The organism is Glycomyces sp. NPDC046736 (genome assembly GCF_040645615.1).
GTDB lineage: Bacteria > Actinomycetota > Actinomycetes > Mycobacteriales > Micromonosporaceae > Glycomyces.
The window spans coordinates 217,720-243,772 of sequence record NZ_JBEYYO010000001.1 but is presented as its reverse complement, the minus strand read 5'-3'; the positions used below and the strand labels follow the sequence as shown (position 1 = coordinate 243,772).

The window sequence follows — 26,053 nt, the reverse complement described above, 5'->3', positions numbered from 1 at the left end:
GCCGATTCGGCCGGGCCCCGCCCGTCTCTGTCAGCAGACCGGCGCGTGCCAGTTCGTCTCGGCGGCCCAGCGGTTCGCGCGGGGCCAGCCCTCGTGGTCGAACCAGGGCTCCTTGCGTTCGGCGTAGTCGGTCGCCGAGTCGGCCTTCGCGGCGAGCACGCCCTTGGCCTGGGCGTAGTCGGCGCGGGCGGCCGCATCGGCGCGCAGCCAGTCGCGGAACATCAGCGCGAACCGCTGTCCGGGGCTGTCGATCGAGCGGAAGTGGATCTGGGCGATGTTGCCGGGGTCGGCGTAGCCATAGAAGCGCTTCTCCCAGTCGTCCACGTTCGGGTACTCGGGTTTGGGCGAGTCGAACAGGATGCGCCCGAAGAACCCGGCGTCGCCGAGCGCCTCGGCGAACGCGTCCACGATGTGCAGGGACACCACGGTGACCTGGATGTCGATGACGTCCTTCGCGGGGAGCCCGGCCACGGCCGTGGAGCCGACGTGGTCGATGCGGACGGCGCTGGGGCCCATGACGCGGCGCAGGCGCGCGGCCAGGTGCTCGAAGCGGTGCGGCCAGGCCGGGTCGGACTCGACGAACTGGAGTTTCTCGGGCCGGATCTCGGCCCGCTCCAGGCGCAGGTTCTCGGCGAACGGGAGGATGCGTTCCTTCCACAGCATCGCCACGTGGCGTTCGAGTTCGTGGAGGTCGTCCCGGTTGTCGAGGACGAGGTCGCAGACCTCGCGCCGCTCGGCGTCGGAGGCCTGGGCGTCGATGCGGCGCAGGGCGTCCTCGCGGGACAGGCCGCGCGCGGCGAGCCGTTCGAGCCGCAGCTCGCGCGGGGCCTCGACGGCGATGTTGAGATGGAATCCGGGCGCCTGGCCGGTCTCGGCCAGGAGCGGGATGTCTTGGACGACTATGGCGTCCTCGGGCAGGTTCTCGGTGATCTCTCGGGCACGGGCTCGGACGCGCGGGTGCACGATCGCCTCCAGTTCGGCCCGCGCGGGGGCCGAGTCGAAGACGAGCGATGCGAGCGCGGCGCGGTCGAGCGAGCCGTCTGCGGTGAGCACTACGGGACCGAAGCGGGAGACCACCGCGGCGAGGCCCTCGGTATCAGGGGCCACCACCTCGCGGGACAGGGCGTCAGCGTCGATGACGCTCGCCCCGAGCTCTGACAGCTTCGCTGCGACCGTGCTCTTACCGGCTCCGATGCCACCGGTCAATGCGACTTTAAGCACAGATAAAACACTACCCGCCCCAGGCGAACGGCCTGGGACGGGCAGTGGTCTGTCAGTTTAAAGAGTGACAGGTTTAGTTTCCGGCGAGCTTCTCGCGCAGAGCCGCGAGCGCCTCGTCAGTGGCCAGCGTGCCCTGGGGCTCGGCCGGCGCGGACTTCTTCGACTCGGAGGTCGTCTTCTTGGCCCCGCCCTTGTCGCCCTTGGGGGCGGCTTCGCCCTCGGCGGGCTTGGCGGGAGCCTCGGTGATGACGCGCTCGGCGATCTGCTTGCCGTGCTCCTCCCAGCGGGTGCGGGCCTCGGCGTACTGCCGCTCCCACTCCTCGCGGGCCTCGTCGAAGCCCTCCATCCACTCGCCGGTCTCGGAGTCGAAACCGTCCGGGTAGATGTAGTTGCCCTGGTCGTCGTACTGCGCGGCCATGCCGTACAGCGTCGGGTCGAACTGCTCCTCGTTCTCGACGAAGGCCTCGTTGGCCTGCTTGAGCGAGAGCGAGATCCGGCGGCGGTCCAGGTCGATGTCGATGACCTTGACCATGGCGTCGGAGCCGACCTTGACGACCTGCTCGGGCACCTCCACGTGGCGCTCGGCCAGCTCAGAGATGTGCACCAGGCCCTCGATGCCGTCCTCGACGCGCACGAACGCGCCGAAGGGGACGAGCTTGGTGACCTTGCCCGGCACGATCTGACCGATCGCGTGGGTGCGGGCGAACTGGCGCCACGGGTCTTCCTGGGTCGCCTTCAGCGACAGGGAGACGCGCTCGCGGTCCAGGTCCACCTCGAGGACCTCGACCTCGACCGGCTGACCGACCTCGACGACCTCGGACGGGTGGTCGATGTGCTTCCAAGACAGCTCGGAGACGTGGACCAGGCCGTCGACCCCACCGAGGTCGACGAACGCGCCGAAGTTGACGATCGAGGAGACCGTGCCCTTGCGGACCTGGCCCTTCGCCAGCTGGTGCAGGAACTCGGTGCGGACCTCGGACTGGGTCTGCTCCAGCCAGGCGCGACGCGACAGGACCACGTTGTTGCGGTTCTTGTCGAGCTCGATGATCTTGGCTTCGAGCTCACGGCCCACGTACGGCTGGAGGTCGCGCACACGACGCATCTCGACCAGCGACGCGGGCAGGAAGCCGCGCAGGCCGATGTCGAGGATGAGACCGCCCTTGACCACTTCGATGACCGAGCCGCGGACGACGCCGTCCTCTTCCTTGATCTTCTCGATGGTGCCCCAGGCGCGCTCGTACTGGGCGCGCTTCTTCGAGAGGATCAGACGGCCTTCCTTGTCCTCCTTCTGGAGGACGAGGGCCTCGACGTGGTCGCCCACAGAGACGACGTCTTCGGGATCCACGTCGTGCTTGATCGACAGCTCGCGCGAGGGGATGACGCCCTCGGTCTTGTAGCCGATGTCGAGCAGGACTTCATCCCGATCGACCTTGACGACGGTACCTTCGACGATATCGCCGTCATTGAAGTATTTGATGGTCGCGTCGATCGCGGCGAGGAGTTCCTCGTCCGAAAAAGTCTCTTCGACCGTGCTGTTCTCAGCGTTGCTCGAGGTGGCCTCGATGCTGCTCGTCATGTGGGCTGGTGCTCCGGATACGTAAGAATCGTGGGCTCGCACCCGCGCCCTCGCAAGACGCGAATACTCGCAGTTCGTTCCCGGGCCGCCTTCGCCGCTGGCATGCGTCCTGCTCCATTCTGAGGACGCGGACATGCCCAGGCCAGTCCAGATTACCGTGCGCGATAATCCCGCGCCAGTCCGGGCCGGACCTCGTGTCCACCGACACCGGACGAGGGGGCGGCCGCCGGGCCCGCGCCGCGGGGGGCGGGCCCGGAGGTGAGATCGCGCACGGTCAGTGCGCGGCCGCTTCCCAGGAGTCGCCGAACCCGGCCGAGACGGTGAGCGGCACGTCGAGCCGCGCGGCGCCCGACATCTGCTCGCGCACGAGCGCTTCGAGCCGGTCGGCCTCGCCGGGCGCGACCTCGCAGACGAGTTCGTCGTGGACCTGGAGCAGGACCCGCGAGGCGAGCCCGGACTCGCGCAGGGCGCGGTCGACGCCGAGCATCGCGGTCTTCATGATGTCGGCGGCGCTGCCCTGGATGGGGGCGTTGAGCGCGGCCCGCTCGGCCATCTCGCGGCGCTGGCGGTTGTCGGAGGTGAGGTCGGGGAAGTACCGGCGGCGGCCCATGATGGTCTCGGTGTAGCCGGTCTTGCGGGCCTCCTCGACCACCCGGTGCAGGTAGTCGCGGACCTTCCCGAAGCGGTCGAAGTAGTCGTTCGAGAGCTGCTGGGCCTCTTCGGTGGAGATCGCCAGCTGCTGGCTGAGCCCGTAGGTGGACAGGCCGTAGGCCAGGCCGTAGGACATGGCCTTGATCTTGCGGCGGTGCTCGGCGGTGACCTCGCCGGGGGCCACGGAGAAGACCTTCGCGGCCACGGCCCGGTGGATGTCCTCGCCTTGGACGAACGCGTCGATCAGGCCCTCGTCGCCGGTCAGGCTGGCCATGATGCGCATCTCGATCTGGCTGTAGTCGATCGTCATGAGCGACTCGTAGCCCTCGGAGACGACGAACCCGGCGCGGATGTCGCGCCCGGCCTCGGAGCGGACCGGGATGTTCTGGAGGTTCGGGTCCGAGGACGAGAGGCGGCCGGTGGCGGCCACGGTCTGGTGGAACGTGGTGTGGATGCGCCCGTCGGTCTGGATCGTGGCCCGCAGCGTGGCCACGATCTGCTTGAGCTTCTCCACGTCGCGGAAGCGCAGCAGTTGCTCCAGCAGCGGGTGCCCGGTCTTGGCGAACAGCTGCCCGAGCGCCTCGGCGTTCGTGGTATACCCGGTCTTGGTGCGCTTGGTCTTGGGCATCCCCAGCTCGTCGAAGAGGATCTCCTGGAGCTGCTTGGGCGAGCCGACGTTGAACGGGCGGCCCACGATCTCGTGGGCGCGGTCGGTGGCCTCCTTGGACTGCGCGGCGAACGAGGCCTCGATGTCGGCGAAGTGCCCTTCATCGGCGGCGATCCCCAGGATCTCCATGCGGGCCAGGACCCCGACCAGCGGGTACTCCATCTCGTCGGCCAGGCGCAGCTGCTCGCGCTGCTTCAGGCGATGGGCCTGCTCGACGGCGAGCTCCCCGATGGCCGCGGCGGCGGCCGCGTCGGACTCCAGGCGCGAGGAGCGGTCGGACATGGCCGCGTCCAGGCCCACCAGAGCGCCGTCGTCGGCGGGCGACTCAGGGGTGTCGAGCTCGCGGCCCAGGAACTGCATCGCGAGGTCGCCGAGCGCGTACGAGCGCTGCTCGGGCTTGAGGAGGTAGGCCGCGATCACCGTGTCGGCCTTGAGGCCGGCGACCTCGGGCCAGCCCGCGGCGTCGGCGCCCCACAGGAACGCCTTCGCGTCGTGCACGATCTTGCCGCGGGCGGGGTCGGCGAGCCAGTCGGCCCAGGCCCGCTCGTCCACGGCGTCGAGCTGCGCGGGCTCGAACCAGAGCGCCTCGCCGCCTTCGGCGAGCGCGATCGAGTCGAAGGAGCCCGCGCCGGAGAGGAAGGTGCCCGAGAACGCGAGCGCCACGTCACCGGTGTGGGCGTCGAGCCAGGCGGCCAGGCCGCCTGGGACGAGCGCGGCGGCTTCGACGTTGGCGACCTCGGCGGCGGGAGCGGCCACCGCGCCGACGGCCTTCTGGGCGAGGCCTGCGTTGAGGCGCTCGCCGAGGGCGCGGAACTGGAGGGCGTCGAAGAGGCGGTTGGTCTCGGCGACCGACCAGCCCTCCCAGGCGAGGTCGGGCACGTCGCGGTCGAGTTCGAGGTCGCGCACGAGGTTGTTGAGGCGGTGGTTGCGCAGCACGTCGTCGAGGTGGTCGCGCAGGCTCTGCCCGGCCTTGCCGGTGAGCTCGTCGGCCTTGGCGACCAGGCCGTCGATCGAGCCGTACTTGGCGATCCACTTGGCGGCGGTCTTGGGGCCCACGCCGGGGACGCCGGGGAGGTTATCGGCCTTCTCCCCCACCAGCGCGGCGAGGTCCCGGTAGCGCTCGGGGGTGACGCCGTACTTCTCCTCCACGGCGGCCGGGTTGTAGCGGGCGAGTTCGGTGACGCCCTTGACCGGGTAGAGGAGGGTCACCGAGTCGTTGACGAGCTGGATCGCGTCCCGGTCCCCCGAGGAGATGAGGGTCGCGAGCCCGGCGGCCTCGGCCCGGGTGGCGAGGGTGGCGATGATGTCGTCGGCCTCGTAGTTCTCCTTGGTGAGCCAAGGGATCCCGAACGCGTCGAGGAGTTCCTGGATGATCGGGATCTGGCCCTTGAACTCCTCGGGGGTCTCGCCGCGGCCGTCCTTGTAGGCGGCGTACTCCTCGGTGCGGAAGGAGCGGCGGGAGACGTCGAAGGCGACCGCGACGTGCGAGGGCTCCTCGGCCTTGAGCAGGTTGATGAGCATCGACGCGAAGCCGTAGACGGCGTTCGTGACTTGGCCGTCGTCGGTGGCGAACTTCTCGGCGGGAAGCGCGAAGAAGGCGCGGAAGGCCATGGAATGGCCGTCGATCAGGAGCAGGCGCGATTCGGAAGCGGTCACGCCCCCGAGCCTATCGAGTGCGTGTGACAAACCCGGGGACGGCGTGGCCCGGGGACGCGGAACGGCCCGCGGCCTGGGGGCCGCGGGCCGTTCGAGTACCGGGTTCGCCTATTCGGCTTCCTGGGCTTCCTTCTGCTCCGCTTCGGCGATGACGCGCTCGGCGACGGCGCGCATTGAGAGGCGGTGGTCCATCGCGGCGCGCTGGATCCAGCGGAACGCGTCCGGCTCGGGCATCCCGTACTGGGTCATGAGCAGGCCCTTGGCGCGGTCCACGAGCTTGCGGACCTCGAGCCGCTCGGTGAGGTTCGCGACCTCGTTCTCCAGGGCGGTCATCTCGGCGAAGCGCGTGAGCGAGAGCTCGATGGCGGGCACGAGGTCGGACTTCTGGAAGGGCTTGACGAGGTACGCCATGGCCCCGGCCGACTGGGCCCTGGCGATGAGGTCGCGCTGGCTGAAGGCGGTGAGGATCACGACCGGCGCGATGCGCGCGGACACGATCTTCTCGGCTGCCTGGAGTCCGTCCATGATCGGCATCTGGATATCGCAGATCACCAGGTCGGGCTGGTGCTCTTGGGCGAGGCGGACGGCGGCTTCGCCGTCGGCGGCCTCGGCTACGACCTCATAGCCTTCCTCGGTGAGCATCTCGGCCAGGTCGAGGCGGATGAGCCCCTCGTCTTCGGCGATGAGCACGCGCTTGCGCGGCTCCTCGGCGGCCTTGCTCGTCATGCGGTCCGTACCTTTCATACGCGTCTGGACGGTAGGTAGGGCGTGCGGCGAAACAGGCACACCAGGACGCTAGCTTAGCCGCAGCCGACTGCGTCCGCACCTGCCTATGCCGAGCGTTTCGGACGGCAGGGCCCAAACATCGGCCGCCTCGCCCCAGGGGTACCATATGCACCGACCAGGCCCCAGCGGCCCGGCCACGGCCCGGTATTCCAACTGGCAGAGAAGACGGATTCAAAACCCGTACAGTGTGGGTTCGAATCCCACCCGGGCTACGTCACCAACCCGCACAGCGTCTGGCGCCTGTGCGGGTTTTGATGTTCTCGGGTGCTATGCGCTCGTTGGGGATTCGCCGACGATTCGGGAGGAAGCCATGGCCTTCGACCTTGCGTCCCAGGAGGTTCCGAGCGGTCTGGCCGGGGACGGCTTCGTGCTTCGCCCGATCACGGCCGCCGATGCCGAGATGGACTACGCGGCGGTGATGGAGAGTCGGGAGTACCTGCTCGGCTGGGAGCAGACGGGCTGGCCGGCGGAGGACTTCACGGTCGCCGCCAACCGGGAGGACCTGGTCATGCTGGAGGAGCGCCATGCCGAGGGCCGGGCGTTCACCTATACCGTGACCGACCCGGCCGGGACCGAGTGCCTCGGCTGCGTCTACTTCATGCCGACCGACACTCGCGCGTTCAAGGCCGCGACCATCACTCCGGCAGGCGGGCACCGCTGGGACGACTACCAGGCGGCGATCTACTACTGGGTCCGCAGGCCCCTGCTCGGCACGGCCTTCGACCGGGGCCTGCTCGACACGCTCGGGGAGTGGCTGGCCCGGGACTGGCGGCTCGACGGGCACCTGTTCATGACCAGCGAACTGTTCACACAGCAGGTCGCGCTCATCGCTCGAACCGACCTCGAACTGCGCTTCACGGTCGAGGAGCCCGGAAAGCCGGGCCGCTACCTCGCCTACGGGTAGGCCCTGGACGTCTCCGCATCGGATCGGCTGTCGGCGCGGCTACCTCGCGGGCACTTCATCAGCGGGCCAGAGCAGCGCCTGCGCCACAATGACGCGGGCGCCGTTGAACGTGACCGAGGGGCCTTCATGCAGCCGGTAGCCGAGGTCCAGCGCCTCGCTCACGCGTCGGCAGAACGCCTCGTCGTCCGGTCCGGTCAAGACTCGGTAGCGGGGCAGTCCGTCTGGCGGGGTGCTCATCGTGGTCCTTTCTGGGTCAGCTCGGAGTTGTCGCCTTGTGTGGGAACGGTAGTGGGCGGTCTGGGGCGTTCGGCTCTGAGGACCACTGCGACGGCGAGGAGGACGGCGGCGCCTCCGGCGACGATCGGGACGGTGACGGCCTCGTCGAGGATGAGCCAGCCCAGGAGGACCGCGACCAGGGGGTTGACGTAGGCGTAGGTCGCGACCAGGGAGACCGGAGCGGAGTGGAGGAGCCACACGTACGCGGAGAAGGCCACTACGGAGCCGAAGACCACGAGGTAGGTCCAGGCGATCCAGGAGCTCGCGGCGTAGGTCGAGGGTTCGATGCGCTCCCCGGCGAGCAGGCCCGTGGCGGTGAGGAGCGCTCCGCCGGTGAGCATCTGGTAGACCGCGGTCACGAACGGGTCGCGGGGCAGGCGGAGGCGGGACTGGAACCAGGAGCCGAACGCCCAGGAGACGGAGGAGAACGCGACCAGGGCGATGGTCCAGAACGGGAAGTCGCCGGTGAGGCCGTTGGAGGCCAGGAGCCCGGCGAGGCCGAGGAAGCCGACGGCGGCCCCGGCGACGGCGGCGCGGGAGGGGCGTTCGCCCGAGAGCCTGCGGTAGAGCAGGACCCACAGCGGGACGGCCGCCACGAGCAGGGCCGTCAGGCCTGAAGGGGCTCCGCCGCTCTCGGCGGCGGTGACCGCGCCCTGGCCGAGGACCGGCAGGAGAAGGCCCAGGAGCGCGCTGGACCAGAACTGGACGCGGTCGACCTTGAGGCGCCGCCACCCGCCGCGCAGCGAGAGGATCGCGCCGAGGAGGATCCCGGCAGCGAGGAACCGCGTCCCGGCGGCCACGAGTGGCGGCATGTCCTCGACCATGACCCCGATCCCGAGATAGGTCGAACCCCACACGAGGTACACCACGCCGAGCGCGATTCCGATGAGCAGCATGGGATCACGCTAGCTCGCGAAACGCCCCGACCGCCCGCCTCAGGGACCGGCGTCGAAGCCGCGGGAGACGTCGGGGACGAACCGCTTGAGGGCGCGGGGGCCGACGTCGACGGTGAGGCGGTAGACCACGTTGCCCGAGACGACCACCATGTCGGCCATGCCGCCGAGGTCGAAGGTGCCCGAGACCGGGACGTAGACGCGGGTGTCCGGGGCCGGGAACTGCGACCAGACGACGGCTGCCGAGCGCGGCACCAGCGGTTCGCGGTGCGCGGCAAGGGCGCCTCGGGGAAGGTTCAGGGCCGTGCGGGTGCCGTCGGCCGCGATGTAGAGCGCGCGGCGGCCCTGGACGCGGACGTGGCGGGCGACGTCGCGGAAGCGATTGCCCGGGGTGCGGTCGTCGGGTGCGCGGCCGATGGCCCACAGGTCGTCGGGAGCCCGGCCGTCGGGGAGGTAGATGTCGGTGAGTCGCGCGCCGACTTCGGCGGCGAGGGCCCCGGCGACGGCGGAGCGCAGGTCGGGGTGGAGGAAGGCGCCGGTCATGCCTCGATTGTGTCCGATCCGGCGCCGCTCCCCCGAAGTCAGGCCTCTGACTTCTGGCCGTACTTCTTGTAGAACTTGGCGACGCGGCCTTCGTCGTCGAGAACGCGGCTCTTGCCGGTCCAGAACGGGTGCGAGGCCGAAGAGATCTGCACGTCGATCACCGGATAGGCGCGCCCGTCCTCCCATTCCACGGTCTCAGCCGACGTGGCCGTGGACCGGGTCAGGAACGAGAAATCCGCCCCCCGGTCGCGGAAGACCACGTAGTCGTACTTCGGATGGATGCCCTGCTTCATTTCGGATTCCCTTCGTTGACTTCGAAACAACCGGCGAACGGGTCCTCGTACTCGCGCCACCGCGCGCGGCCCTGCGCGGCCTCGGCGTCGGTGAGGAGGCAGGCGTCGAGGAGGGCCGTGAGCTCGTCGGCCGCGAAGTGCAGGCCCACGAACGCGAGCTGGATCTCCCGGTCGCCGTAGTCGGGGTCCCAGTGCAGGTCGGCGTTGACGCGGCGTTCGGGGCTGGAGTCGTCCCACTCCTCGTCGGGGGTGGCCGCGAGCCAGCGCCCGAGTTCGCCCATGGAGACGCCGCCGCCGCTCGACTCCCAGGCCACGATCGCGTCGGGTTGGGAGGCGAGCCAGAGGTGGCCGCGGCCGCGGAGGGTGCGTTCGGTGATGGTCGAGAGCGCGCGGTGGAAGCGGCCGGGGTGGAAGGGGCGGCGGGCGCGGTAGAGGGCGGCGACGACGCCGCAGTCCGGTTCGGGCTCATGGCATCCGACGGCGTAGCCCTCCAGGCCGCGGCCGTAGGGCTCGGGCCCGTCGGGGTCGAAGCGGCCGCTGCGGCGCAGGCGGGTGGAGAGCCACGCGGGTTCGGCCTCGTCGACCACGAGGTGGCGGGCCCAGGGGTTGAGCCGCTGGAGCAGGACCGCGAGGCGGGCGTGTTCGAAGTCGGGGTCCAGGCCCGGGGCCCAGAGGAGGACGGTGTCGGCGTATTCGATCTGGCGGGCGGCGGTGTCGGCCACGGAGCGGGCGTCGTCGTCGGCGGCGTGGAGGTCGCGGTCGGCGAGGTCCTGGTCGGAGTCGAGGGTGGCCAGCAGGCTCGCCGGGTCGCAGACGGCGACGACGGAGTCGATGCGGACTGCGTCGGTGACGGGCGCGCCGTCGTGGTGGGTCCACGAGCAGGCCGCGGCCACGGTCTCCGGTTCCATGTTGGGCGGGAGGACCAGCACGAGGTCGCTCGCCGGCCTGGTGCGGGCGAGGCGCACGAGTGCCGGGATGAGGTCTTCGCGGACGGTGCAGGAGAGGCAGCCGTGCTCGAGGGCGGTGCGCTCGTCCTCGATGAGGCCGCTGCCGTCGCGCACGGTGCGGCGGACGGTGCCCTCGTCGGCGAGGGCGCCGAGGTCGTAGCCGACGACCAGGAGCGTCGGGTCGGCGCTGGTGAGCAGGTCGGCGGCCGCGTCGGTCGCGTCGGGTGCGAAGCCGGTCATGAGGGTCAGCGCGGGGCGCAGGTCGGCCTGCGGCGGCGCGGCTCCGGGCTGGGCGAGTCGGGACATGGGACCTCCGTTCTTATTGAAAACGATTGTCATTATAATATGAGACTCGAAAGGAGGGCGACAGTGCCCAGAACATGCGATGTGACCGGGGCCGGACCCGGATTCGGCAACAACGTGCCGTGGTCGAAAAAGAAGACCCGCAGGCGGTGGAACGTGAACTTGCAGACGAAGCGGTATTTCCTGGCGAGCGAAGGGCGGCATGTGCGGCTCCGGTTGTCGACCAAGGGGATCAAGATCGTGGACCGCGACGGGGTCGAAGCCGTGGTGGCGCGGATGCGAGCGAGGGGAAGGAAGGTCTGATGGCCTCGAAGAGCACCGACGTTCGGCCGGTGGTGAAGCTGCGGTCGACCGCGGGGACCGGCTACACGTACGTCACCAGGAAGAACCGCAGGAACCACCCCGACCGGATGGTCCTGCGCAAATACGACCCGATCGCGCGGCGGCACGTCGAGTTCAGAGAGGAGCGGTAATGGCCAAGAAGAGCGCGATCGCCAAGCAGCGCAAGCGAAAGGCATTGGCCGACCGTTACCGGGAGCGGCGGGCGGAGCTCAAGCGCCTCATCGCCGCCCCCGGAACCGATCCGCAGGCGCGGGCCGCGGCCGTGGTGCGGCTCCAGCGGCTACCACGGGACTCGTCGGCGGCCCGGCTGCGGAACCGCGACGCCGTGGACGGCCGCCCGAGAGGTTTCAACCGGAAGTTCGGGCTCTCGCGGGTGCGGCTCCGGGAGATGGCGCACCGCGGGGAACTGCCCGGGGTGCGCAAGGCCTCCTGGTAGGTCAGTCGCCGACCTCGGCGAGAAGCCGCGCGTCCTTGACAAGGCTGACGGCCCCTTCGGGAGCCGCGGCAGTGGAGATCCGGAAGCCCTCGCTCTCATAGAGAGCGATGTTCTGGAGGCTCTTCGCGCCGGTGAACAAGAGGATGCGGCCACAGCCGGGCTCGGCGGCCGCTTCGGCGGCGCGGAGCAGCCACCGGCCCAGGCCCCTGCCGCGCTGGTCGGGGACCACGGCGAGGCGGCCGATGTCCCAGGCGTCCTCGACGCGGCGGGTCCGCACCATGCCGAGCAGGCGGCCGTCGAGCCACAGGCCGGTGGTGTGCCACGCCGCGAGCCACTCGCGGACCTCGTCCACCGACTCGTGCAGCGCCGGGATGTCCAAGGAACCGTTGACGATCGCCTCTTCGACCCAGCAGCCGCGCTGGAGGACGGTCACCTCCGGGGCGTCGTCAGGGGTCAGGGTCCGGATGTAGGAGCCCGGAATCGGGCCGGGCCCGCTGCCGGGCCGGGCACGTTCGCGCATGGGACGCAACGCGTTCGCGACCCGGACCAACTCATCGAGCACCGCTATGGCCGCCGCGTCGCGGGCCGGGTCCGGGCGCAGGTGCCCCTCCTCGACCGCGTCGCCTATGCGGATGGCGACGGTGGCCCCGAGGGGCACCATGCGCAGGGTGGTCACGACCTGCTTGGCGTGCTGCACCGCGCGGGTGCCAGCCGAGGTGTTGCCGTAGCTGACGAAGCCGATCGGCTTCCAGGCCCACTCGGCGCTGAGGTAGTCGAGCGCGTTCTTCAAGGTCGCGGGCATGCCGTAGTTGTACTCGGGCGTGAGGGCGATGAACCCGTCCGCCGCGTCCACGATGGTGCTCCAGCGACGGGTGTGCTCGTGGCGGTAGAGCCCTGAGGAGGGATGCTCCTCCTCGTCCAGGAACGGCAGGTTCAGGTCGCCGAGGGCGAGCGGGACGAGTTCGACGTCGAGCTCCGCTGCGCGCGCTGCGACCGCGTCGGTCAACCAGCGGGACACGGCGGGACCGAGCGCGCCGGGGCGGGTGCTGGCGGTCAAGACGATGACGCGAAGTTTTTTCGTTGACATGGAAACGAATGCTACATGCTACGTTGATTACATGTCAACGACTCCCTCGCCGAGGGCCGTCCGCTGGTTGAACCCCGACGAAGAGCGCGCCTGGCGGGCCTTCCGCCGCATCATGGTCGCCGTCCAGACCGGCACCGCGCGCGACCTCGCCGCGATCGGGCTCTCCGAAGCCGACTACGAAGTCCTCAGCACCCTCTCCGAACGCCCCGGCCGCACCAGCACCCTCGGCGAGCAGGCCGACAAGATGGCCTGGTCCAAAAGCCGCCTCTCCCGCCACGCCACCCGCATGGAATCCCGAGGCCTCCTCCACCGAGCCCCCGACCCCACCGACGGCAGAGGCTGCCTGCTCACCCTCACCGACAAGGGAATGAAAACCCTCGAATCCGCGGCCCCGACCCACCTCGAATCGGTGCGAGACCACTTCATCGACCGTCTGGCCCCCGAAGACCTCGCAGCCCTCGAAGCAATTGCGACCCGATTGGGCATCGAAACCGACTGACAGGGATGCTCACGCGCCTACGGGTCCCAGGCCGGGGTCAGCCGCGCACGCCGGGGGCTTGAAGTCGACCTCTGGCGGCAAAGGGTTCCGTTCGCTCACCGCACGGAGCCCGGCTTCGGCCTCGTCGTAGACCATCGCGTCGCACTGCTCGGCGGCGAGGTCGCGTGCGCGCCGGTAATGCGCCGCGGCCGTATCGAAGTCGCGTTCGCGCAGGGCCCGGCGGCCCAGGCGCGACAGGATGCGGGACAGGTCGCTGGTCAGACCGAGGTCTTCGGCGACTCGGAGCGCTTCAGCGTCGAGCGTGGCGCCGTCGCCGCCCCTGGCGTCCGCGGCTCGGCTGAGGAGGTCGAGGGTTTGCAGTGCGCCCCAAGCGTCGCCGAGGTCGTCGAACGCGTCGCGACTGCGCGCGGCCGCGAGCGCGGCCGTTTCGAGGTCGCCCAGGTTCCAGGCGCGGAGGGCGCGCGTGAACTCCAGGGCCGCTTCAAGCCAGGGGTCGCCGTGGGATCGCGGCGGTTCGGCGATCGGGGTTCGGGCGGCGAGGTGGGTGAGCAGCAGGAACCAGTCGGCGCGGGATTCGACCACTGTGGGCATGGGTGCGATCCGCTTGGGGTCCAGGCGCATGCGAAGCGCGGAGGCCCAGGTTTCGGCGCGGGTGCGTTCCGGTGACGGTGCCGCCGTAGCGATCAGCCGCGAGAGTTCGCGTTCGGCTTCAGTGAGGCGGCCGGTGAGGATCCAGAACCAGACGAGCCGGTCGGCGGCCTCCACGCCGCTGTGGTGGCGGAGCGCGGCGCGGAGGTTGTCCGCTTCGGAGCGGAGCACGTCGAGCGCGCGGCGCTGCCCGGAGCCTCGTAGTTCGGGGTCGAGATCGGCTGCCAGGGCGAGGAAATGCGCGGCGTGGCGGTCGGCGGCCTTGGCGGTGCCTCCGGATTCGGCGAGGCGGTCGCGGGCGAACGCGGCCACCGATTCGAGCATTCGGTAGCGCGGCCCGTCGGGGGTGTGGGCGACGGTGAGCAGGGACTGCTCGACCAGGCGGGGCAGTGCGACGAGCACGTCGACACCATCGCCGCCGCAGCAGGCCTCGGCCGCGTCGAGGGTGAGGCCGCCGGGGGCGATGGCCATGCGGGCCAGGAGCAGGCGTTCGGGTTCGGGCAGTTGGTCCCAGCTCCAGGCGATGACCGCTTCGAGTGTGGCGTGGCGTTCGGGAACGCCGCCGGGGGCGGTGCGCAGCAGCCGGAACCGGTCGTCAAGGCGGCGTTCGAGCGCGTCGAGGCCGAAGGCCGGGAGGCGCGCTGCGGCCAGTTCGAGCGCGAGCGGCAGGCCGTCGAGGCGGCGGGCGATCGCCGCGGCGGAGCGCATCTCGTCAGGGGTGTCGCCGATGCGGGCGCCCGCGGCGGCGGCGCGGTCGACGAGCAGTTTCACCGCGCTGTAGCGCTCCAAGTCGAACACCGCGAACGGGGTGCCCGCTGGGGGCGCGGGCAACGAGTCGAGCGCGAGGAGGTGCTCCTCGGGCAGCCGCAGCGCCTCGCGGCTGGTGGCGACCACGCGGAGCCCCTTGGACCAGGACAGGAGCCGCCGGACCAGGGCTCGCGCGGCGGCGGTGAGGTGCTCGCAGTTGTCGAGGACGAGGAGCATGCGGCGTTCCATCAGCCAGGACCCGAGCCGCTCGTCAAGGCGCGCACCGAGATTGCGGCTCGCGCCGGAGGCCGGGTCGTCGCGCACGCCGAGCTGGGCCGCGACTGCGGCGGTGACGGCCGCCGCGTCGGTCCCCGCAGGGAGCCCTGAGAGGTCGACGAACGCCGCGCCGTCGGTCTCGTCGGTGCCGTGTGCGGCCTCCAGGGCCAGGCGGGTCTTGCCGACGCCGCCGGGGCCGGTGACCGTGACGAGTCGGTGGGCGGCCAGGAGCTTCCTGAGCTCGCGGAGCGGTTCGGCGCGGCCTACGAGCTCGGCCACCGGGTCGGGCAGCGGCGCGACCGGAGCGGGCGCGACCGGTTCGGCGGGCCGCAGGAGTTCGACGTGGACGGCCGCGACCTCGGGCCCGGGGTCGGTCCCGAACGCGTCGCGAAGGCGCGCAGCCAGCGCAGCGTGCACTGCCAGGGCCTCGCTCGGGCGACCCGCGCGGGCGAGCGCGCGCATCCACACCGCGTGCAGACTCTCGCGCAGCGGGTGTCGCCAAGCGAGCGCGGCCAGCTCCCCCGCGACGGCCGCGGCGTCGACCTCGACGCGTTCGCGGGCGTGCGTCTCGGTGGCCGCCAGGCGCAGCTCGTCGAGTTCGGCCACCGCAGCGCGGGCGAAGCGGTGGTCGCGGAATTCGCCGTAGGCCTCGCCGCGCCACAGCTCCAGATCTCCGGTGGCGGCGAAGCGTTCGGCGTCCACGAGGTCGGCCGGGACGTCGAGCACGTAGCCCGGGGGCCGCCAGTCGAGCACGGCGCGGGCGTCGAAACCGGCCTCGGTCAGCACTCGGCGCAGTTGCGAGACCTTGGAGCGCAGCACGGTCGGGGCGTTTTGCGGCGCGTCGTCGCCCCACAGGGCCGCGATGAGTCGGTCGGCCGAGACGACCTGCCCGCGGTGTACGAGCAGCACCGCCAGGGCGGCGCGGACCTTGACGCCGGGGACGTCGAGGGCCCGGCCGGTCGCGTCCCACACGGTCACCGGGCCCAGCACTCCGAAACGCATGGGGCAACGCTAGCGACCGATCCGGTGTCGGGCCACCGGCGCGGACCGGAACGCGGCGGCACCCGACCGGAACGATGCCGTAACCCCTCCTCGGCACCGTGGGCGTCGACACCCGGATCGAGGATTGGAACGCCATGAACACCGAAGACATGAAACCGAGGCTGACGGCCCGGCAGTGGACCGTGCTGGGCCTGCTGAGCAGCGTCGCCTTCCTGGTGGTGGTCGACACCGCCACCGTCATCACCGCGTTGCCGTCGATGCGGACCGACCTGGGCTTCAGTCCGGCCGGGCTGCAATGGGTGGTGACCGGATACACGCTCGCCCTGGGAGGGCTGACGATGCTCGGCGGGCGGCTCGCCGACCGGTTCGGACGCCGCCGCGTGTTCCTGACCGGGCTCGGGCTGTTCACCGTGACCTCGTGGCTGTGCGGGATCGCCTGGACCGCCGAGGTCCTGGTGGCCGCGCGGATCGCGCAGGGCGTGGGGGCGGCGCTGGTGATGCCCGCCGCGCTCTCGATCCTCATGGTCAGTTTCGCCGAGGGCCCGGTGCGCAACAAGGCCCTCGGCATGTGGGCCAGCGTGGGCGGGCTCGGCGGGATCGCCGGGTTCGTACTCGGCGGTCCGCTCATCGACGGCCCCGGCTGGGGCTGGATCTTCTTCATCAACATTCCCGTGGGCGTGATCGTGTTCGCGGCGGTGCTGCGGGTGCTCGACCGCGACGGCGCGGCCTCGAGCGGACGCGGCTTCGACGTCGGCGGCGCGGTCACCGCCACTGGCGGGCTCGCGGCGCTCGTGTACGGCATTTCGGCGGTGCCCGAGACCGGCTGGGGCCACCCGACGGTGCTGATCTCGTTGGCGGCGTTCGTGATAGCCGCAGTGGCGTTCGTGCTCATCGAACGGCGCGCGGCCACGCCGCTGGTGCCGCTGCGACTGTTCGCGAACCCAGTGCTGTCGGGCGGGAACCTGGTGCTGCTGCTCATGGGCATGGCCATCAACGGCACCTGGTTCGTGGTGACGCTGTACGTGCAGGGCCTGCTCGGCTACTCCGCGACCGGTTTCGGGCTGCTCATGCTGGCACCGGCGGCGACCAGCGTCATCGGGGCACAGCTCGGTCAGCGCCTGGTGAACCGGTTCTCGCTGGGATCCATGGCGGCGGCCGGGGCCGGGGCGATCGGCGTTGCGGTGGCGCTGCTGCTGCGCGTCACGCCGGACTCGGGTCTGGTGTCGACGGTGCTCGTGCCGGTGCTGGTGATCGGGCTGGCGTTCGGGGTGGGGATCGTGGCGGCTTCGATCGCGGCGCTGGCCGGGGTGCCCGCCGCCGACGCGGGCGCGGCCTCGGGCGTCAAGGAGTCGACGTTCATGATCGGCTCGCCGATCGGGGTGGCGCTGCTGTCGTCGGTGGCGGTGTGGGGCGAGTCGGCCGCGCTCGACGGCGGCGCGGCGGGACCGGACGCGGCGGTGCAGGGCTTCCGGTTGGCGTTCGCGGCGGCGGTGTTGCTGGCGGTGGCGGCGGTCGTGATCGCGTTGACCGCGATGCGGCGCAGGGCGGTCGCGAGCGAAGCGGCTCCGGTCGAGGAGTCCACGGCGGTCGCGTTAGGACTTGGGTCGTGAGCGGCGGTGTCCGGGTCGATGCGTTTCGGCCCGGGGCCGCCGCTTACGCCGTCCATGCGTGGGAGGCGGGTCAGTGGGGGCGGAGGATCGGGGGGTTGAGGTGGGTCGCGGTGCCGCGGTGGAAGAGCCGGGCGGGGCGGCCTGGGTCGCCGTCGGTCAGCGTTTCGGTGGGTTCGACGAAGCCGGTGGCGCCGGTGACCTTGCGGTGGAAGTTGCGGGGGTCGATGCGGGTGCCCCAGACCGCTTCGTAGACGCCGCGGAGGGTGGCGATCGTGAACTCGGGCGGGCAGAACGCGGTGGCCAGGGGGGTGTACTCCAGTTTGGAGCGGGCGCGTTCGACGCCGTCGGCGAGGATGCGGTCGTGGTCGAACGCGAGGCCGCGACGGCCTGCCGGGGCCCACTCGGCGGCGGACGCGTCGGTGCCGGCGACCGGGACGGGCAGGTCGGGCAGGAGCGCGAGGTAGGCCACGGTGACAACGCGGCCGCGCGGATCGCGTTCGGGCGCACCGTAACTGGCGAGCTGTTCGAGATGGCCGCCCGGAGCGTCGAGCCCGGTCTCCTCGGCGAGCTCGCGCCGCGCGGCGGCGGGCAGGTCCTCGTCGGCGTGGACGAAACCGCCGGGCAGGGCCCATTCGCCCAGCTGCGGCTCGATGCCGCGCCGCACCAGGAGCGCGTGCAGCTCACCGTCCCTGACCGTGAGGACCACCAGGTCGACCGTGACCGCGAACACCGGATGAGTCATTATCACCACCTTGACGATAAGGTAGCACGCGGTTTATCGTCAAGATGACGAGAAAAGGAGGCCCCTCATGGCCGATGTGACGAGACTGCTGTTCCTGCGCCACCTTCGCGGCACCCCCACCGTCTGGGTCCACTTCGGAGAGCGCGGCCGCGCCCGCAAGGAGGGCACCGGCCAGTCGTTCTGGTACCGCCCGCTCACCGCCGTGATCTCGGAGGTGCCGATCGACGACCGCGAACTGCCCCTGCTGTTCCACGCCCGCACCGCCGACTTCGCCGACGTCACCGTGCAGGCCACCGTGACCTACCGGATCGCCGACCCCGCGCTGGCCGCCACCAGGCTCGACTTCTCGATCGACCCCTACCGCGGCCAGGCCCGCGCCCGGCCGCTCGACCAGGTCGCGACCCTCCTCACCGAACTCGCGCAGCAGCCCGCGCTCGACCTCCTCGCCGGGATCCCGCTCGCCGACGCCCTCACCTCGGCCGTGCCGAGGCTGCGCGAGGACGTGGCAGCGGCGCTGTCGGAGGACGCCAGGCTCGCCGACATCGGGGTCGCGGTGGTCAGCGCCCGCGTGGTCTCGGTGCGGCCCGAACCCGAGCTCGAACGCTCGCTCCAGACCCCCACTCGCGAAGCGGTGCAGCAGGACGCGGACAAGGCCACGTACGCGCGGCGCGCCCAGGCCGTCGAGCAGGAGCGCGCGATCGCCGAGAACGAGCTCCAGAACAAGATCGAACTCGCCAGGCGCGCACAGCAGCTCGTGGAGCAGAAGGGCGCCAACGACAGGCGCACGGCCGAACTGGCCGCCGCGGCCGGACTCGCTGCCGCGCAAGGCGAGGCGGAGAAGGAGCGCACGCTCGCGGCGGCCCAGGCCGACCGGGTGCGGGCGGTCGGCGCGGCCGAAGGCGAGGCCGAGGCGGCCCGCATGGCGGCCTACCAGACGGTGCCCACGGCGGTGCTCCAGGCGCTGGCGCTGCGCGAACTCGCCGGGCAGCTGCCCGAGATCGGCCAGCTCACGGTCACCCCGGACCTGCTCACCGGCGCGCTGGCCCGGCTCGGCGAAGGACCGCGATGAGCGCGACACTCGCCCCGCGAGTGGTGGTGGTCAGCCGCCGCAGCGAACTCGACGAACTGCTGGTGCGGCACGGGACCCGCCCGGCGGCCGAGCACTTCCTGCGCGAGCGCGGGCGGGACCTGGACGAGGTGTCCGCCCGGCACGAGGCGTTGCAGCAGGCGTTGACCGCGGTGGACGCCGCGGTCCCGGCCGACTGGCGCCGGGGCCGCGTGGACCGGGAGGACCTGCCGAGGTTCCTGTTCGGGCCCGAGGACCTGGTGGTCGCGGTGGGCCAGGACGGGCTCGTGGCGAACCTGGCGAAGTACCTGTCCGGGCAGCCGGTGGTCGGGGTCGACCCCGAGCCGGGCCGAGGGGTCCTGATGCGGTTCGGCGCCAATGGGATCGGCTCGGTGCTCAAGGCCGCGGCCGGTGGGGCCGCTCCGGTGCGGCGGCTCGCGATGGTCACCGCGCGGCTCGACGACGGGCAGGAGCTGGCCGGGCTCAACGAGGTGTACGCGGGTCACGCCACGCACCAGTCGGCGCGGTACCGGCTCTTCGACGCAAGTGGACGCCAGGAGCGGCAGTCCTCGTCGGGGGTGCTCGTGGGCACCGGGACCGGGGCCACCGGGTGGACGGCTTCCATTGCGGCCGATCGGGGTTGGAAAGGCGCGCTGCCGGGGCCGGAGGAGCCCGCGCTGTCGTGGTTCGTGCGGGAGGCGTGGCCCTCGCCTTCGACGGGGGCGACGCTGACGGCGGGCAGACTGGAGGCGGGCCAGGAGCTGCGGATGGTATGCGAGAGCGAGCGGCTGGTGGTCTTCGCCGACGGCGTCGAGGCCGACCGCCTCACCGTCACGTGGGGCCAGCAGGTGGTGTTCGGTCTGGCCCAGCAGCGGCTCCATCTGGTGGTCCCGGGCTGAACTGCGGCGCCGGTGTGCTCATTGTGCCTGGTGTGGCGGGGCGCTGATAGGCTGCTCAGACCCTTGAAGACCCCCTTTTCCGCCCTTTGGAGTCGCCCATGTATCCCCCGCCCGCCGAGACCGAGATCAAGGTCCGCTACAGCACCGGTTACTCGATCACGGTCGTCGTACTCGGCTCGCTGATCCTCGCCACCGTGATCATCGCCCTGCTCGCCGGCACTTCCCTGGTCAACGTGAACCTCTTCCTAGGGCCGCTGTTCCTGCTCATCGGCATCCTCTCGTTCTCCAAGCCGATTTGCAGCTACGAGCCCGCGACCGGCACCTTTCGCATGCACGCCCTGCTCGGGCCGGTGGTGAGGACCTACGGCGCACCGAAGGGCGAGCGCCTGTGGTTCGACGGCAATAAAATCGTGCGCGTCCTGCCCAGCGGGAAGCAGAAGCGAGTGTGGCTCACGGGCTCGAACGCCGGGGACAAGGCCCGGCTGATCCAGGTCGTCACGGCCCAGCAGCAGGCCCCGCAGCAGCCGCGGTAATCGTGGACGAGCGGCACCTGGTGCGGGCCTCGAAGTTCCTGTCCCGCCATCTCAGGCACGACCCGGCCCGGATCGGCATCGAGCTCGACGCCCAGGGCTGGACCGGGGTCGACGAGCTGCTGGCGGCCGCCGCCCGCCACGGCATGGCGATCTCCCGCGAGGAGCTGGACGCGATCGTGGCCGGGAACGACAAGCGGCGGTTCGCGTTGCGCGACGGCCGCATCCGCGCCAACCAGGGCCACTCGGTAAAGGTGGACCTCGATCTCACCCCGTCCGATCCGCCCGCGGTGCTCTACCACGGGACCACGGGGCGCTTCCTCGCCGCGATCCGCGAGGAGGGCCTCAAACCCATGTCCCGCCACGACGTCCACCTCTCCCCCGACCGCGAGACCGCCGTGCGGGTGGGTTCGCGGCGGGGGAAGCCGGTGGTGCTCGCGGTCGACGCGGCCGCGATGGCCGAGCGCGGCCACCGGTTCTTCGTGTCGGAGAACGGGGTCTGGCTCACCGCGCACGTGCCCGCTTGGGCGATCGCCGACGACTGAGCACGCGAGAAGGGCCGCCGTCCGGCATCGGACGGCGGCCCTTCTCTGCTGTCAGGCCACCGGGACCGGCGCCGGTTCGGCCGACTCGGCGCGAGAGCGCATCACCGTCACGGCGATGACCAGCGCCAGCGCCACGAACCCGGCGGCGATGCCGTAGCCGACGCGGAAGCCGCCCGCGAGGGCTTCGGCCTGGGCCGCGCCGCCGTCGAGGAGCGAGGCGGTGCGGGAGGAGACGGCGGTGCTGAGGACGGCGAGGCCGACCGCGCCGCCGACCTGCTGGGCGGTGTTGAACAGGCCGGACGTGACCCCGGCGTCCTCGGGTTTGGAACCGGCCATGCCGAGGGTCATGAGGGCGGGCATGGTGAGGCCGAAGCCGAGCGGGGTGGTGATCATGCCGGGCAGGACGTCGACGAGGTAGGAGCCGTCGGCGCGCATCTGGGCGAAGAGGACGAAGCCGACGACCATGATCGCGAGGCCGGTGATGGCGAGCGCGCGGGGCGCGAAGCGGGCGAGGAGCCGGGGCGCGACCCACATGGAGACGGCGGCGATGACCAGGGGCGCGGGCAGGAACGCGAGGCCTGCGGCCATCGGCGCGAAGTCGAGAACCTGCTGGAGGTAGAGCACCGTGAAGTACATGAATCCGAAGGCCGCGCCGACCATGAGGGCTTGGGCGAGGTTGGCTCCGGCCACGGTGCGGGAAAGCAGGATCCGCAGTGGGACGAGCGGTGCGGCGGCCTTGGCCTGGCGCAGCAGGAATCCGGCGAGGAGCGCGGCGGCGGCGAGGCCGGTGCCGAGGGTGCTCGGGGAGTTCCAGCCGTGGTGCTCGATCTCGATGAGGGTGTAGACGGCGAGCATGATGCCGCCGGTGACCAGGACCGCGCCGAGGATGTCGGCTCCGGCCGCGAGGCCGATGCCGCGGTCGTTCTCCAGCAGTCGCCAGGCGAGGAGGGCCACGGCGAGGCCGATGGGGAGGTTGATGAAGAAAATGGCCTCCCAGCCGACGGCTTCGGTGAGGACGCCGCCGATGACGCTGCCGAGCGCGCCGCCCCCGGCGGAGGCGAAGCCGAACGCGCCGATGCCCTTGGCCTGCTGGTCGGGTTCGGGCAGGAGCATGACGATCATGCCGAGGAGTCCGGCGGAGGCGACGGCGCCGCCGACGCCTTGGACGAAGCGGGCGCCCAGGAGGAGCGCCTGCGTGTCGGCGAAGCCCACGGCGGCTGAGGCGATGGTGAACAGGGCCAGTCCGGCGAGGAAGACCTTCTTGCGGCTGATGAGGTCGCCGAGGCGTCCGGCGAGGAGGAGCAGGCCGCCGAAGGGGATCACGTAGGCGTTGACGGTCCACACGAGCTGGGACTGCGAGAAGCCGAGGTCCTCGCGGATGGCCGGGAGGGCCACGGTGACGATGTTCTGGTCGAGGATGATCATGACCTGGGCGGCGGCCAGGACCGCCACGGCCAGCCAGCGGCGGCGGAGATCGGCTTCGGCGGACATTCGGGGCTCCTTGGATTTCATGGGGAACGATTTGTTCCTGGAGCCATCATGTGTTCCAATGGAGCGATCCGTAAGAAGGCACTTTCCTGTGCCGGGGGTGACATGGATGTTCCTGTCCAGGTCAGCACCGGTGCGGGCCTGGAGTGATTTGAGGCACAGCGATGAGCGACGACTGCGAGCGCCCGTTGTCCGACGTGCAGGCCGAGGCCTGCCCGATCGTGCAGATCATCGACCGCGTGGCCGGGAAGTGGTCGGTGTCGATCCTGGTGGCGGCCATCCGGGAGCCGGTCAGGTACACCGAGCTGGAGCGTTCGATCCCCGGGATCAGCCGCCGGATGCTCACGTTGACGCTGCGGAACCTGGAGCGGGACGGACTGCTGACGCGGAAGGTCTATCCGACGGTGCCGCCGAAGGTCGAGTACAGCGCGACCGAGAGCGCCCGGGAGCTGTACGGGCACTTGACGGGCCTGCTCGACTGGGCCGAGCGGCACCGGCCCGACATCATCGAGGCCCGCCGCAAGTACGACGAGCTCGCGGCCGCGGCTTAGGCGAGTTCGGCCAGGAGCGCGCGGTGGACCGCCGGGCCCGCGGCCAGCAGTGCGATCGCTCCCGAGCTGAAGTCGACGCCGTCGAGGTCGGTGACCAGGGCCCCGGCTTCCCGGGCGATCACGGTGCCGGCGGCGACGTCCCAGAGGTTGATGCGGTCGTGGACCACCGCGTCCACGCGCCCTGAGGCGAGCCAGCACAGGTCGAGCGCGGCGGAGCCGAGCATGCGGATGCGCTGGACCTTGGGCACGATGCGGTGCAGCATCGCGAAGCGCCGCTGGGTGCGCCGCTCCACGTCGGCGCCGAACGGGAAGTCGCCCATCGCGACCACGGCGTCGGCGAGGTCGGTCGGACCGGAGTAGTGGAGCGGCCGCTTGTTGAGGGCCGCGCCGTGGCCGACCGCGGCGCTGAACCTCTCCTCTGCCGCGGGCGCTTGGACCACCCCGACCACCGGCATCCCGTTGCGGGTCAGGCCCAGCGAGATGCAGTGCTGGGGCGAGCCGTGCGCGAAGTTGACGGTGCCGTCGATCGGGTCGAGGACCCATTCGTAGTGCGAGTCCTCGTCGCCGGTCCGGCCGCGCTCCTCCCCCAGGAGCGGCAGGTCCGGGGTCTCTTTGGCGAGGAAGGCGCGCACCGCGTCCTCGACGGCGTAGTCGAGGTCGGTCGCGAAGTCGCGATCGCCCTTGCCGCTGATGGCGCGCTCGGCGCCGAGCCCCTTGCGGATCACCTCGACCGCGGTGGCGACCGCCTGCTCGGCCGTGCCCAGGTATTCCAGCAGCTCGCTCATTATTCGGTTCCTCGTCTCCGTCTGACCCACCCGACAGGACCTCATCCTAAAGGTGTGAAACCAAGCAGCCCTTGGACTCCCAGTGCGATTTTTTCGCCTGGGCGGAGCGGGGCCGGGCCGGTGCGCCCGGTGAGGGATCAGGCCCGCGGGAGCCAGACGCGCATCGCGGCGGGAGCTCTGGTGGCGCGCAAGTGGAACGGCACGAGCGGGATTTCGGCGGGGGTGCCACGGCCCCTTCGCTCGGGTCCGTAGGGCCAGGCGTCGGTTCCCGGGTGAATTCTGGCGGCGACGTGGACGCGACCGCCTCGTTCGACCGGAGGGACGGCGGTGTCGACGGCGAGGTCGTCGAGGCTCGCGCCGGGCAGGTCGATCGATTCGGCGCAGAGCACGATCGGGCCGCGTTCGACGGCGGCGCAGCCGCGGACGGCATCGACGCGACGGTCGGGGTGGGTCCAGCGGGGTTCGATCGGCAGGTCGAGGTGGATCTCGTCGCCGGGGGCGAACGCGGCGGTGACGGTGGCGGTCCCGGGCGCGACGGGCCGGGTGCGGCCGTCGGGGCCGGTCAGGCGCGCGCCGTGGGCCCAGGCCGGGACGCGGAGCGTCACGGTGCGCTCTGGGCCCTCGTTGGCCTCGACGCGGACGGTGATCCGGCCGTCGTCGGGGTAAGAGGTATGGACGTTCAAGGCGAAGCGGGTGCCGTCCACTGTGGTGTCAATGGTGGCCGGGGCGTACTGGTGGAGCTGGATTCCGGTGTCGTCGGCGGTGGCGAGGTAGACCGCGTACTGGGCGAAGGTGCGGGCGAGGTTGGTGGGGCAGCACGAGACGTCGAACCAAGGGGCGCGGCGCCCGCCCGCGTGGACGTGGGCCACGGCCTCGCCCGCGGGCGGGTCGGCGTCGGCGGTGCGCTGGTGGAGTGGGTTGGCGTAGAAGAAGGACTTCCCGTCGGGGGCCGCGGCTCCGGCGATCACGTTCCAGGAGACGCGTTCGATCGCGTCGGCGTACGCGTGGTCGCCGGTCGCCAGGAGCAGCCGCCAGGCGGTCATGACCGCGCCGATCCCGGCGCAGGACTCGGCGTAGGCGCGGTCGGGGCCGAGCGCGAAGTCGCGGCCGAAGGCCTCGTCCTGGTACTGCGAGCCCATGCCGCCGGTGAGGTGGGTGCGGCGCGCGAGCGTGCGGTCCCATTGGCGGCGAACGGCTTCGAGGAGATCGGCGTCGCCGGTGTCGACGGCGACGTCGATCGCGCCCGAGGAGAGGTAGAGGGCCCGTACCGCATGGCCGCGCAGGACCTCGGCCTCGCGGACCGGCACGTCGTCCTGGTAGTACAGCCCGGCCTCGGCGAGCGTGCCCCGCCCGTGGCGCTCGATGAACAGGCGGGCCTGTTCGAGGTAGCGCTCCTCGCCTGTGGCGCGGGCGAACTCGGCCAGCGCGGTCTCGATCTCGGCGTGGCCGCAGATGCGCTCGATGCCGCCGGGGCCGAACACGTCGCACACGTGGTCGGCCACGCGGCGGGCGATGCGGGTGAAGTCGTCCTCGCCTCGGGTGCGCAGGCGCGCGACGGCGGCTTGGAGGAGGTGGCCGTAGCAGTAGAGCTCGTGGCCCCATTCGAGGTCTGCGTAGCGCCCTTCCTGGCCGGGGTTGCCGAAGCGGGTGCTGAGGTAGCCGTCCCGGTGCTGGGCCGCGCCGATCAGCTCGGTGAGGCGGGCGAACTCGGCTTCGAGCTCGGGAGCGCCGGTGCGGCCGATCTCCCAGGCCAGGGCCTCGGCGAGCTTGTAGATCTCGGAGTCGGAGAACTCGCGGCCGGCGCGTTCGAACGGCTTCCCGGTGGCGGCCTTCGCGAAGTTGCCGATCCAGCCGAGCTCGTCGAGCCAGTGGAGACAGTGGAGGATGGTGGCCTCGGCGTTCGCGGCCTGCCGCTCGGCCCAGTGGCCGCCGGTCAGGCGCACCTCTTCGATGCCCAAGGGGCGCAGTCGGCCTGCGGAGGGGATGACGGGCGTCGGGGTGTGCATCTGTGGCTCCAGGGGTGATGGTTACCGATAACCACAACCTACCCGAGCACCAGCGCGAGCGCACCCTCACGACCGCAT

Annotated in this window: 26 protein-coding genes and 1 tRNA gene; 12 read left to right on the top strand and 15 right to left on the bottom strand. The window is 71.3% G+C overall.

The annotated features are described in order from the left end of the window. Positions 1–30 precede the first annotated feature (30 nt). The 4 genes from coaE to AB0B28_RS01100 all read right to left on the bottom strand — a co-directional run bounded on the left by coaE (position 31) and on the right by AB0B28_RS01100 (position 6,497). Positions 31–1,221 (bottom strand): dephospho-CoA kinase, encoded by a 1,191-nt coding sequence (gene coaE, locus AB0B28_RS01115; RefSeq protein WP_360114414.1) that lies wholly within the window; start codon positions 1,219–1,221, stop codon positions 31–33. Between the two features lie 73 nt (positions 1,222–1,294). Continuing rightward, positions 1,295–2,797: a 30S ribosomal protein S1 gene (gene rpsA, locus AB0B28_RS01110; protein WP_360114411.1), complete on the bottom strand. Its 1,503-nt coding sequence runs from the start codon at positions 2,795–2,797 to the stop codon at positions 1,295–1,297. Between the two features lie 274 nt (positions 2,798–3,071). Continuing rightward, positions 3,072–5,771 (bottom strand): DNA polymerase I, encoded by a 2,700-nt coding sequence (polA, locus tag AB0B28_RS01105; protein WP_360114408.1) that lies wholly within the window; start codon positions 5,769–5,771, stop codon positions 3,072–3,074. A gap of 108 nt (positions 5,772–5,879) precedes the next feature. Next, a complete protein-coding gene (locus AB0B28_RS01100) occupies positions 5,880–6,497 on the bottom strand; it encodes a response regulator (RefSeq protein WP_360114406.1) in 618 nt (205 codons plus the stop codon). Positions 6,498–6,695: 198 nt separating this feature from the next. On the opposite strand from AB0B28_RS01100, the gene AB0B28_RS01095 reads away from it, so the two are divergent. Continuing rightward, a tRNA-Leu gene (locus AB0B28_RS01095) sits at positions 6,696–6,769 on the top strand. Positions 6,770–6,867: 98 nt separating this feature from the next. Continuing rightward, entirely contained in the window at positions 6,868–7,461 is a 594-nt protein-coding gene (locus AB0B28_RS01090) for an N-acetyltransferase (protein WP_360114403.1), read from the top strand. Positions 7,462–7,500: 39 nt separating this feature from the next. Here the strand turns inward: AB0B28_RS01090 and AB0B28_RS01085 are convergent, their stop codons facing one another. From AB0B28_RS01085 to AB0B28_RS01065, 5 genes are read right to left on the bottom strand one after another with little or no spacing between them, the layout of a single operon-like run. Then, the gene (locus AB0B28_RS01085; RefSeq protein WP_360114400.1) at positions 7,501–7,698 is read right to left on the bottom strand and encodes a DUF1737 domain-containing protein; all 198 of its coding nucleotides are present in this window, start codon (positions 7,696–7,698) and stop codon (positions 7,501–7,503) included. After that, positions 7,695–8,633, bottom strand: a complete 939-nt coding sequence (locus tag AB0B28_RS01080; protein WP_360114397.1) for an EamA family transporter — start codon at positions 8,631–8,633, stop codon at positions 7,695–7,697. Before AB0B28_RS01080 ends, AB0B28_RS01085 begins: the two co-directional genes overlap by 4 nt. Positions 8,634–8,672: 39 nt before the next feature. Continuing rightward, a complete protein-coding gene (locus tag AB0B28_RS01075; protein WP_360114394.1) occupies positions 8,673–9,173 on the bottom strand; it encodes a hypothetical protein in 501 nt (166 codons plus the stop codon). A gap of 38 nt (positions 9,174–9,211) precedes the next feature. Then, entirely contained in the window at positions 9,212–9,466 is a 255-nt protein-coding gene (locus tag AB0B28_RS01070) for a type B 50S ribosomal protein L31 (RefSeq protein ID WP_360114391.1), read from the bottom strand. Beyond that, positions 9,463–10,719 (bottom strand): GTP-binding protein, encoded by a 1,257-nt coding sequence (locus AB0B28_RS01065; protein WP_360114388.1) that lies wholly within the window; start codon positions 10,717–10,719, stop codon positions 9,463–9,465. The genes AB0B28_RS01070 and AB0B28_RS01065 overlap by 4 nt, the downstream gene beginning before the upstream one ends. Before the next feature lie 63 nt (positions 10,720–10,782). Here AB0B28_RS01065 and rpmB point away from each other — a divergent pair, with 63 nt between their 5' ends. Genes rpmB through rpsN form a run of 3 tightly spaced genes read left to right on the top strand, consistent with a single transcriptional unit; the run spans position 10,783 to position 11,494 of the window. Further along, a complete protein-coding gene (gene rpmB, locus AB0B28_RS01060; RefSeq protein ID WP_360114385.1) occupies positions 10,783–11,019 on the top strand; it encodes a 50S ribosomal protein L28 in 237 nt (78 codons plus the stop codon). Then, positions 11,019–11,189 carry a 50S ribosomal protein L33 gene (rpmG, locus tag AB0B28_RS01055; RefSeq protein ID WP_360114382.1) on the top strand — a complete coding sequence of 57 codons (171 nt, stop codon included), beginning with the start codon at positions 11,019–11,021 and terminating at the stop codon, positions 11,187–11,189. Before rpmB ends, rpmG begins: the two co-directional genes overlap by 1 nt. Continuing rightward, the gene (rpsN, locus tag AB0B28_RS01050) at positions 11,189–11,494 is read left to right on the top strand and encodes a 30S ribosomal protein S14 (protein WP_360114379.1); all 306 of its coding nucleotides are present in this window, start codon (positions 11,189–11,191) and stop codon (positions 11,492–11,494) included. Before rpmG ends, rpsN begins: the two co-directional genes overlap by 1 nt. A gap of 1 nt (position 11,495) precedes the next feature. Here the strand turns inward: rpsN and AB0B28_RS01045 are convergent, their stop codons facing one another. After that, a complete protein-coding gene (locus AB0B28_RS01045; RefSeq protein WP_360114376.1) occupies positions 11,496–12,581 on the bottom strand; it encodes a bifunctional NAD(P)H-dependent oxidoreductase/GNAT family N-acetyltransferase in 1,086 nt (361 codons plus the stop codon). A gap of 31 nt (positions 12,582–12,612) precedes the next feature. On the opposite strand from AB0B28_RS01045, the gene AB0B28_RS01040 reads away from it, so the two are divergent. Then, a complete protein-coding gene (locus AB0B28_RS01040; protein ID WP_360114373.1) occupies positions 12,613–13,080 on the top strand; it encodes a MarR family transcriptional regulator in 468 nt (155 codons plus the stop codon). A gap of 9 nt (positions 13,081–13,089) precedes the next feature. Here the strand turns inward: AB0B28_RS01040 and AB0B28_RS01035 are convergent, their stop codons facing one another. After that, on the bottom strand, positions 13,090–15,753 hold the full coding sequence (locus AB0B28_RS01035; protein WP_360114370.1) for a BTAD domain-containing putative transcriptional regulator: 2,664 nt from the start codon (positions 15,751–15,753) through the stop codon (positions 13,090–13,092). 134 nt (positions 15,754–15,887) lie between these two features. Here AB0B28_RS01035 and AB0B28_RS01030 point away from each other — a divergent pair, with 134 nt between their 5' ends. After that, positions 15,888–17,363: an MFS transporter gene (locus AB0B28_RS01030; RefSeq protein ID WP_360114367.1), complete on the top strand. Its 1,476-nt coding sequence runs from the start codon at positions 15,888–15,890 to the stop codon at positions 17,361–17,363. A 70-nt stretch (positions 17,364–17,433) separates the two neighbouring features. On the opposite strand, the gene AB0B28_RS01025 is transcribed toward AB0B28_RS01030, so the two are convergent. Then, entirely contained in the window at positions 17,434–18,105 is a 672-nt protein-coding gene (locus AB0B28_RS01025; protein ID WP_360114364.1) for an NUDIX domain-containing protein, read from the bottom strand. 67 nt (positions 18,106–18,172) lie between these two features. On the opposite strand from AB0B28_RS01025, the gene AB0B28_RS01020 reads away from it, so the two are divergent. The 4 genes from AB0B28_RS01020 to AB0B28_RS01005 all read left to right on the top strand — a co-directional run bounded on the left by AB0B28_RS01020 (position 18,173) and on the right by AB0B28_RS01005 (position 21,145). Further along, on the top strand, positions 18,173–19,174 hold the full coding sequence (locus AB0B28_RS01020) for an SPFH domain-containing protein (RefSeq protein WP_360114361.1): 1,002 nt from the start codon (positions 18,173–18,175) through the stop codon (positions 19,172–19,174). Next, positions 19,171–20,070 carry a hypothetical protein gene (locus tag AB0B28_RS01015; protein WP_360114358.1) on the top strand — a complete coding sequence of 300 codons (900 nt, stop codon included), beginning with the start codon at positions 19,171–19,173 and terminating at the stop codon, positions 20,068–20,070. Before AB0B28_RS01020 ends, AB0B28_RS01015 begins: the two co-directional genes overlap by 4 nt. Before the next feature lie 98 nt (positions 20,071–20,168). Then, positions 20,169–20,603 carry a hypothetical protein gene (locus AB0B28_RS01010; RefSeq protein ID WP_360114355.1) on the top strand — a complete coding sequence of 145 codons (435 nt, stop codon included), beginning with the start codon at positions 20,169–20,171 and terminating at the stop codon, positions 20,601–20,603. A gap of 2 nt (positions 20,604–20,605) precedes the next feature. Beyond that, complete coding sequence (locus AB0B28_RS01005; protein WP_360114352.1) at positions 20,606–21,145, top strand: RNA 2'-phosphotransferase; 540 nt, start codon at positions 20,606–20,608, stop codon at positions 21,143–21,145. Between the two features lie 51 nt (positions 21,146–21,196). On the opposite strand, the gene AB0B28_RS01000 is transcribed toward AB0B28_RS01005, so the two are convergent. Continuing rightward, positions 21,197–22,636: an MFS transporter gene (locus AB0B28_RS01000; RefSeq protein WP_360114349.1), complete on the bottom strand. Its 1,440-nt coding sequence runs from the start codon at positions 22,634–22,636 to the stop codon at positions 21,197–21,199. A gap of 161 nt (positions 22,637–22,797) precedes the next feature. On the opposite strand from AB0B28_RS01000, the gene AB0B28_RS00995 reads away from it, so the two are divergent. Next, complete coding sequence (locus tag AB0B28_RS00995) at positions 22,798–23,184, top strand: helix-turn-helix domain-containing protein (RefSeq protein WP_360114346.1); 387 nt, start codon at positions 22,798–22,800, stop codon at positions 23,182–23,184. On the opposite strand, the gene AB0B28_RS00990 is transcribed toward AB0B28_RS00995, so the two are convergent. Beyond that, a complete protein-coding gene (locus AB0B28_RS00990) occupies positions 23,181–23,969 on the bottom strand; it encodes an inositol monophosphatase family protein (RefSeq protein WP_360114343.1) in 789 nt (262 codons plus the stop codon). The genes AB0B28_RS00995 and AB0B28_RS00990 overlap by 4 nt on opposite strands. A 137-nt stretch (positions 23,970–24,106) precedes the next feature. After that, positions 24,107–25,975, bottom strand: a complete 1,869-nt coding sequence (locus AB0B28_RS00985) for a beta-L-arabinofuranosidase domain-containing protein (RefSeq protein ID WP_360114340.1) — start codon at positions 25,973–25,975, stop codon at positions 24,107–24,109. Between the last annotated feature and the right edge of the window lie 78 nt (positions 25,976–26,053).

Bases quoted from the DNA above. Each gene is read 5' to 3' on its own strand.
- rpsA (WP_360114411.1), bottom strand. From the start codon at position 2,797: ATGACGAGCAGCATCGAGGCCACCTCGAGCAACGCTGAGAACAGCACG.
- AB0B28_RS01100 (WP_360114406.1), bottom strand. From the start codon at position 6,497: ATGACGAGCAAGGCCGCCGAGGAGCCGCGCAAGCGCGTGCTCATCGCC.
- AB0B28_RS01090 (WP_360114403.1), top strand. From the start codon at position 6,868: ATGGCCTTCGACCTTGCGTCCCAGGAGGTTCCGAGCGGTCTGGCCGGG.
- AB0B28_RS01085 (WP_360114400.1), bottom strand. From the start codon at position 7,698: ATGAGCACCCCGCCAGACGGACTGCCCCGCTACCGAGTCTTGACCGGA.
- AB0B28_RS01080 (WP_360114397.1), bottom strand. From the start codon at position 8,633: ATGCTGCTCATCGGAATCGCGCTCGGCGTGGTGTACCTCGTGTGGGGT.
- AB0B28_RS01075 (WP_360114394.1), bottom strand. From the start codon at position 9,173: ATGACCGGCGCCTTCCTCCACCCCGACCTGCGCTCCGCCGTCGCCGGG.
- AB0B28_RS01070 (WP_360114391.1), bottom strand. From the start codon at position 9,466: ATGAAGCAGGGCATCCATCCGAAGTACGACTACGTGGTCTTCCGCGAC.
- AB0B28_RS01065 (WP_360114388.1), bottom strand. From the start codon at position 10,719: ATGTCCCGACTCGCCCAGCCCGGAGCCGCGCCGCCGCAGGCCGACCTG.
- rpmG (WP_360114382.1), top strand. From the start codon at position 11,019: ATGGCCTCGAAGAGCACCGACGTTCGGCCGGTGGTGAAGCTGCGGTCG.
- rpsN (WP_360114379.1), top strand. From the start codon at position 11,189: ATGGCCAAGAAGAGCGCGATCGCCAAGCAGCGCAAGCGAAAGGCATTG.
- AB0B28_RS01045 (WP_360114376.1), bottom strand. From the start codon at position 12,581: ATGTCAACGAAAAAACTTCGCGTCATCGTCTTGACCGCCAGCACCCGC.
- AB0B28_RS01040 (WP_360114373.1), top strand. From the start codon at position 12,613: ATGTCAACGACTCCCTCGCCGAGGGCCGTCCGCTGGTTGAACCCCGAC.
- AB0B28_RS01035 (WP_360114370.1), bottom strand. From the start codon at position 15,753: ATGCGTTTCGGAGTGCTGGGCCCGGTGACCGTGTGGGACGCGACCGGC.
- AB0B28_RS01030 (WP_360114367.1), top strand. From the start codon at position 15,888: ATGAACACCGAAGACATGAAACCGAGGCTGACGGCCCGGCAGTGGACC.
- AB0B28_RS01025 (WP_360114364.1), bottom strand. From the start codon at position 18,105: ATGACTCATCCGGTGTTCGCGGTCACGGTCGACCTGGTGGTCCTCACG.
- AB0B28_RS01020 (WP_360114361.1), top strand. From the start codon at position 18,173: ATGGCCGATGTGACGAGACTGCTGTTCCTGCGCCACCTTCGCGGCACC.
- AB0B28_RS01015 (WP_360114358.1), top strand. From the start codon at position 19,171: ATGAGCGCGACACTCGCCCCGCGAGTGGTGGTGGTCAGCCGCCGCAGC.
- AB0B28_RS01010 (WP_360114355.1), top strand. From the start codon at position 20,169: ATGTATCCCCCGCCCGCCGAGACCGAGATCAAGGTCCGCTACAGCACC.
- AB0B28_RS01000 (WP_360114349.1), bottom strand. From the start codon at position 22,636: ATGTCCGCCGAAGCCGATCTCCGCCGCCGCTGGCTGGCCGTGGCGGTC.
- AB0B28_RS00995 (WP_360114346.1), top strand. From the start codon at position 22,798: ATGAGCGACGACTGCGAGCGCCCGTTGTCCGACGTGCAGGCCGAGGCC.
- AB0B28_RS00990 (WP_360114343.1), bottom strand. From the start codon at position 23,969: ATGAGCGAGCTGCTGGAATACCTGGGCACGGCCGAGCAGGCGGTCGCC.
- AB0B28_RS00985 (WP_360114340.1), bottom strand. From the start codon at position 25,975: ATGCACACCCCGACGCCCGTCATCCCCTCCGCAGGCCGACTGCGCCCC.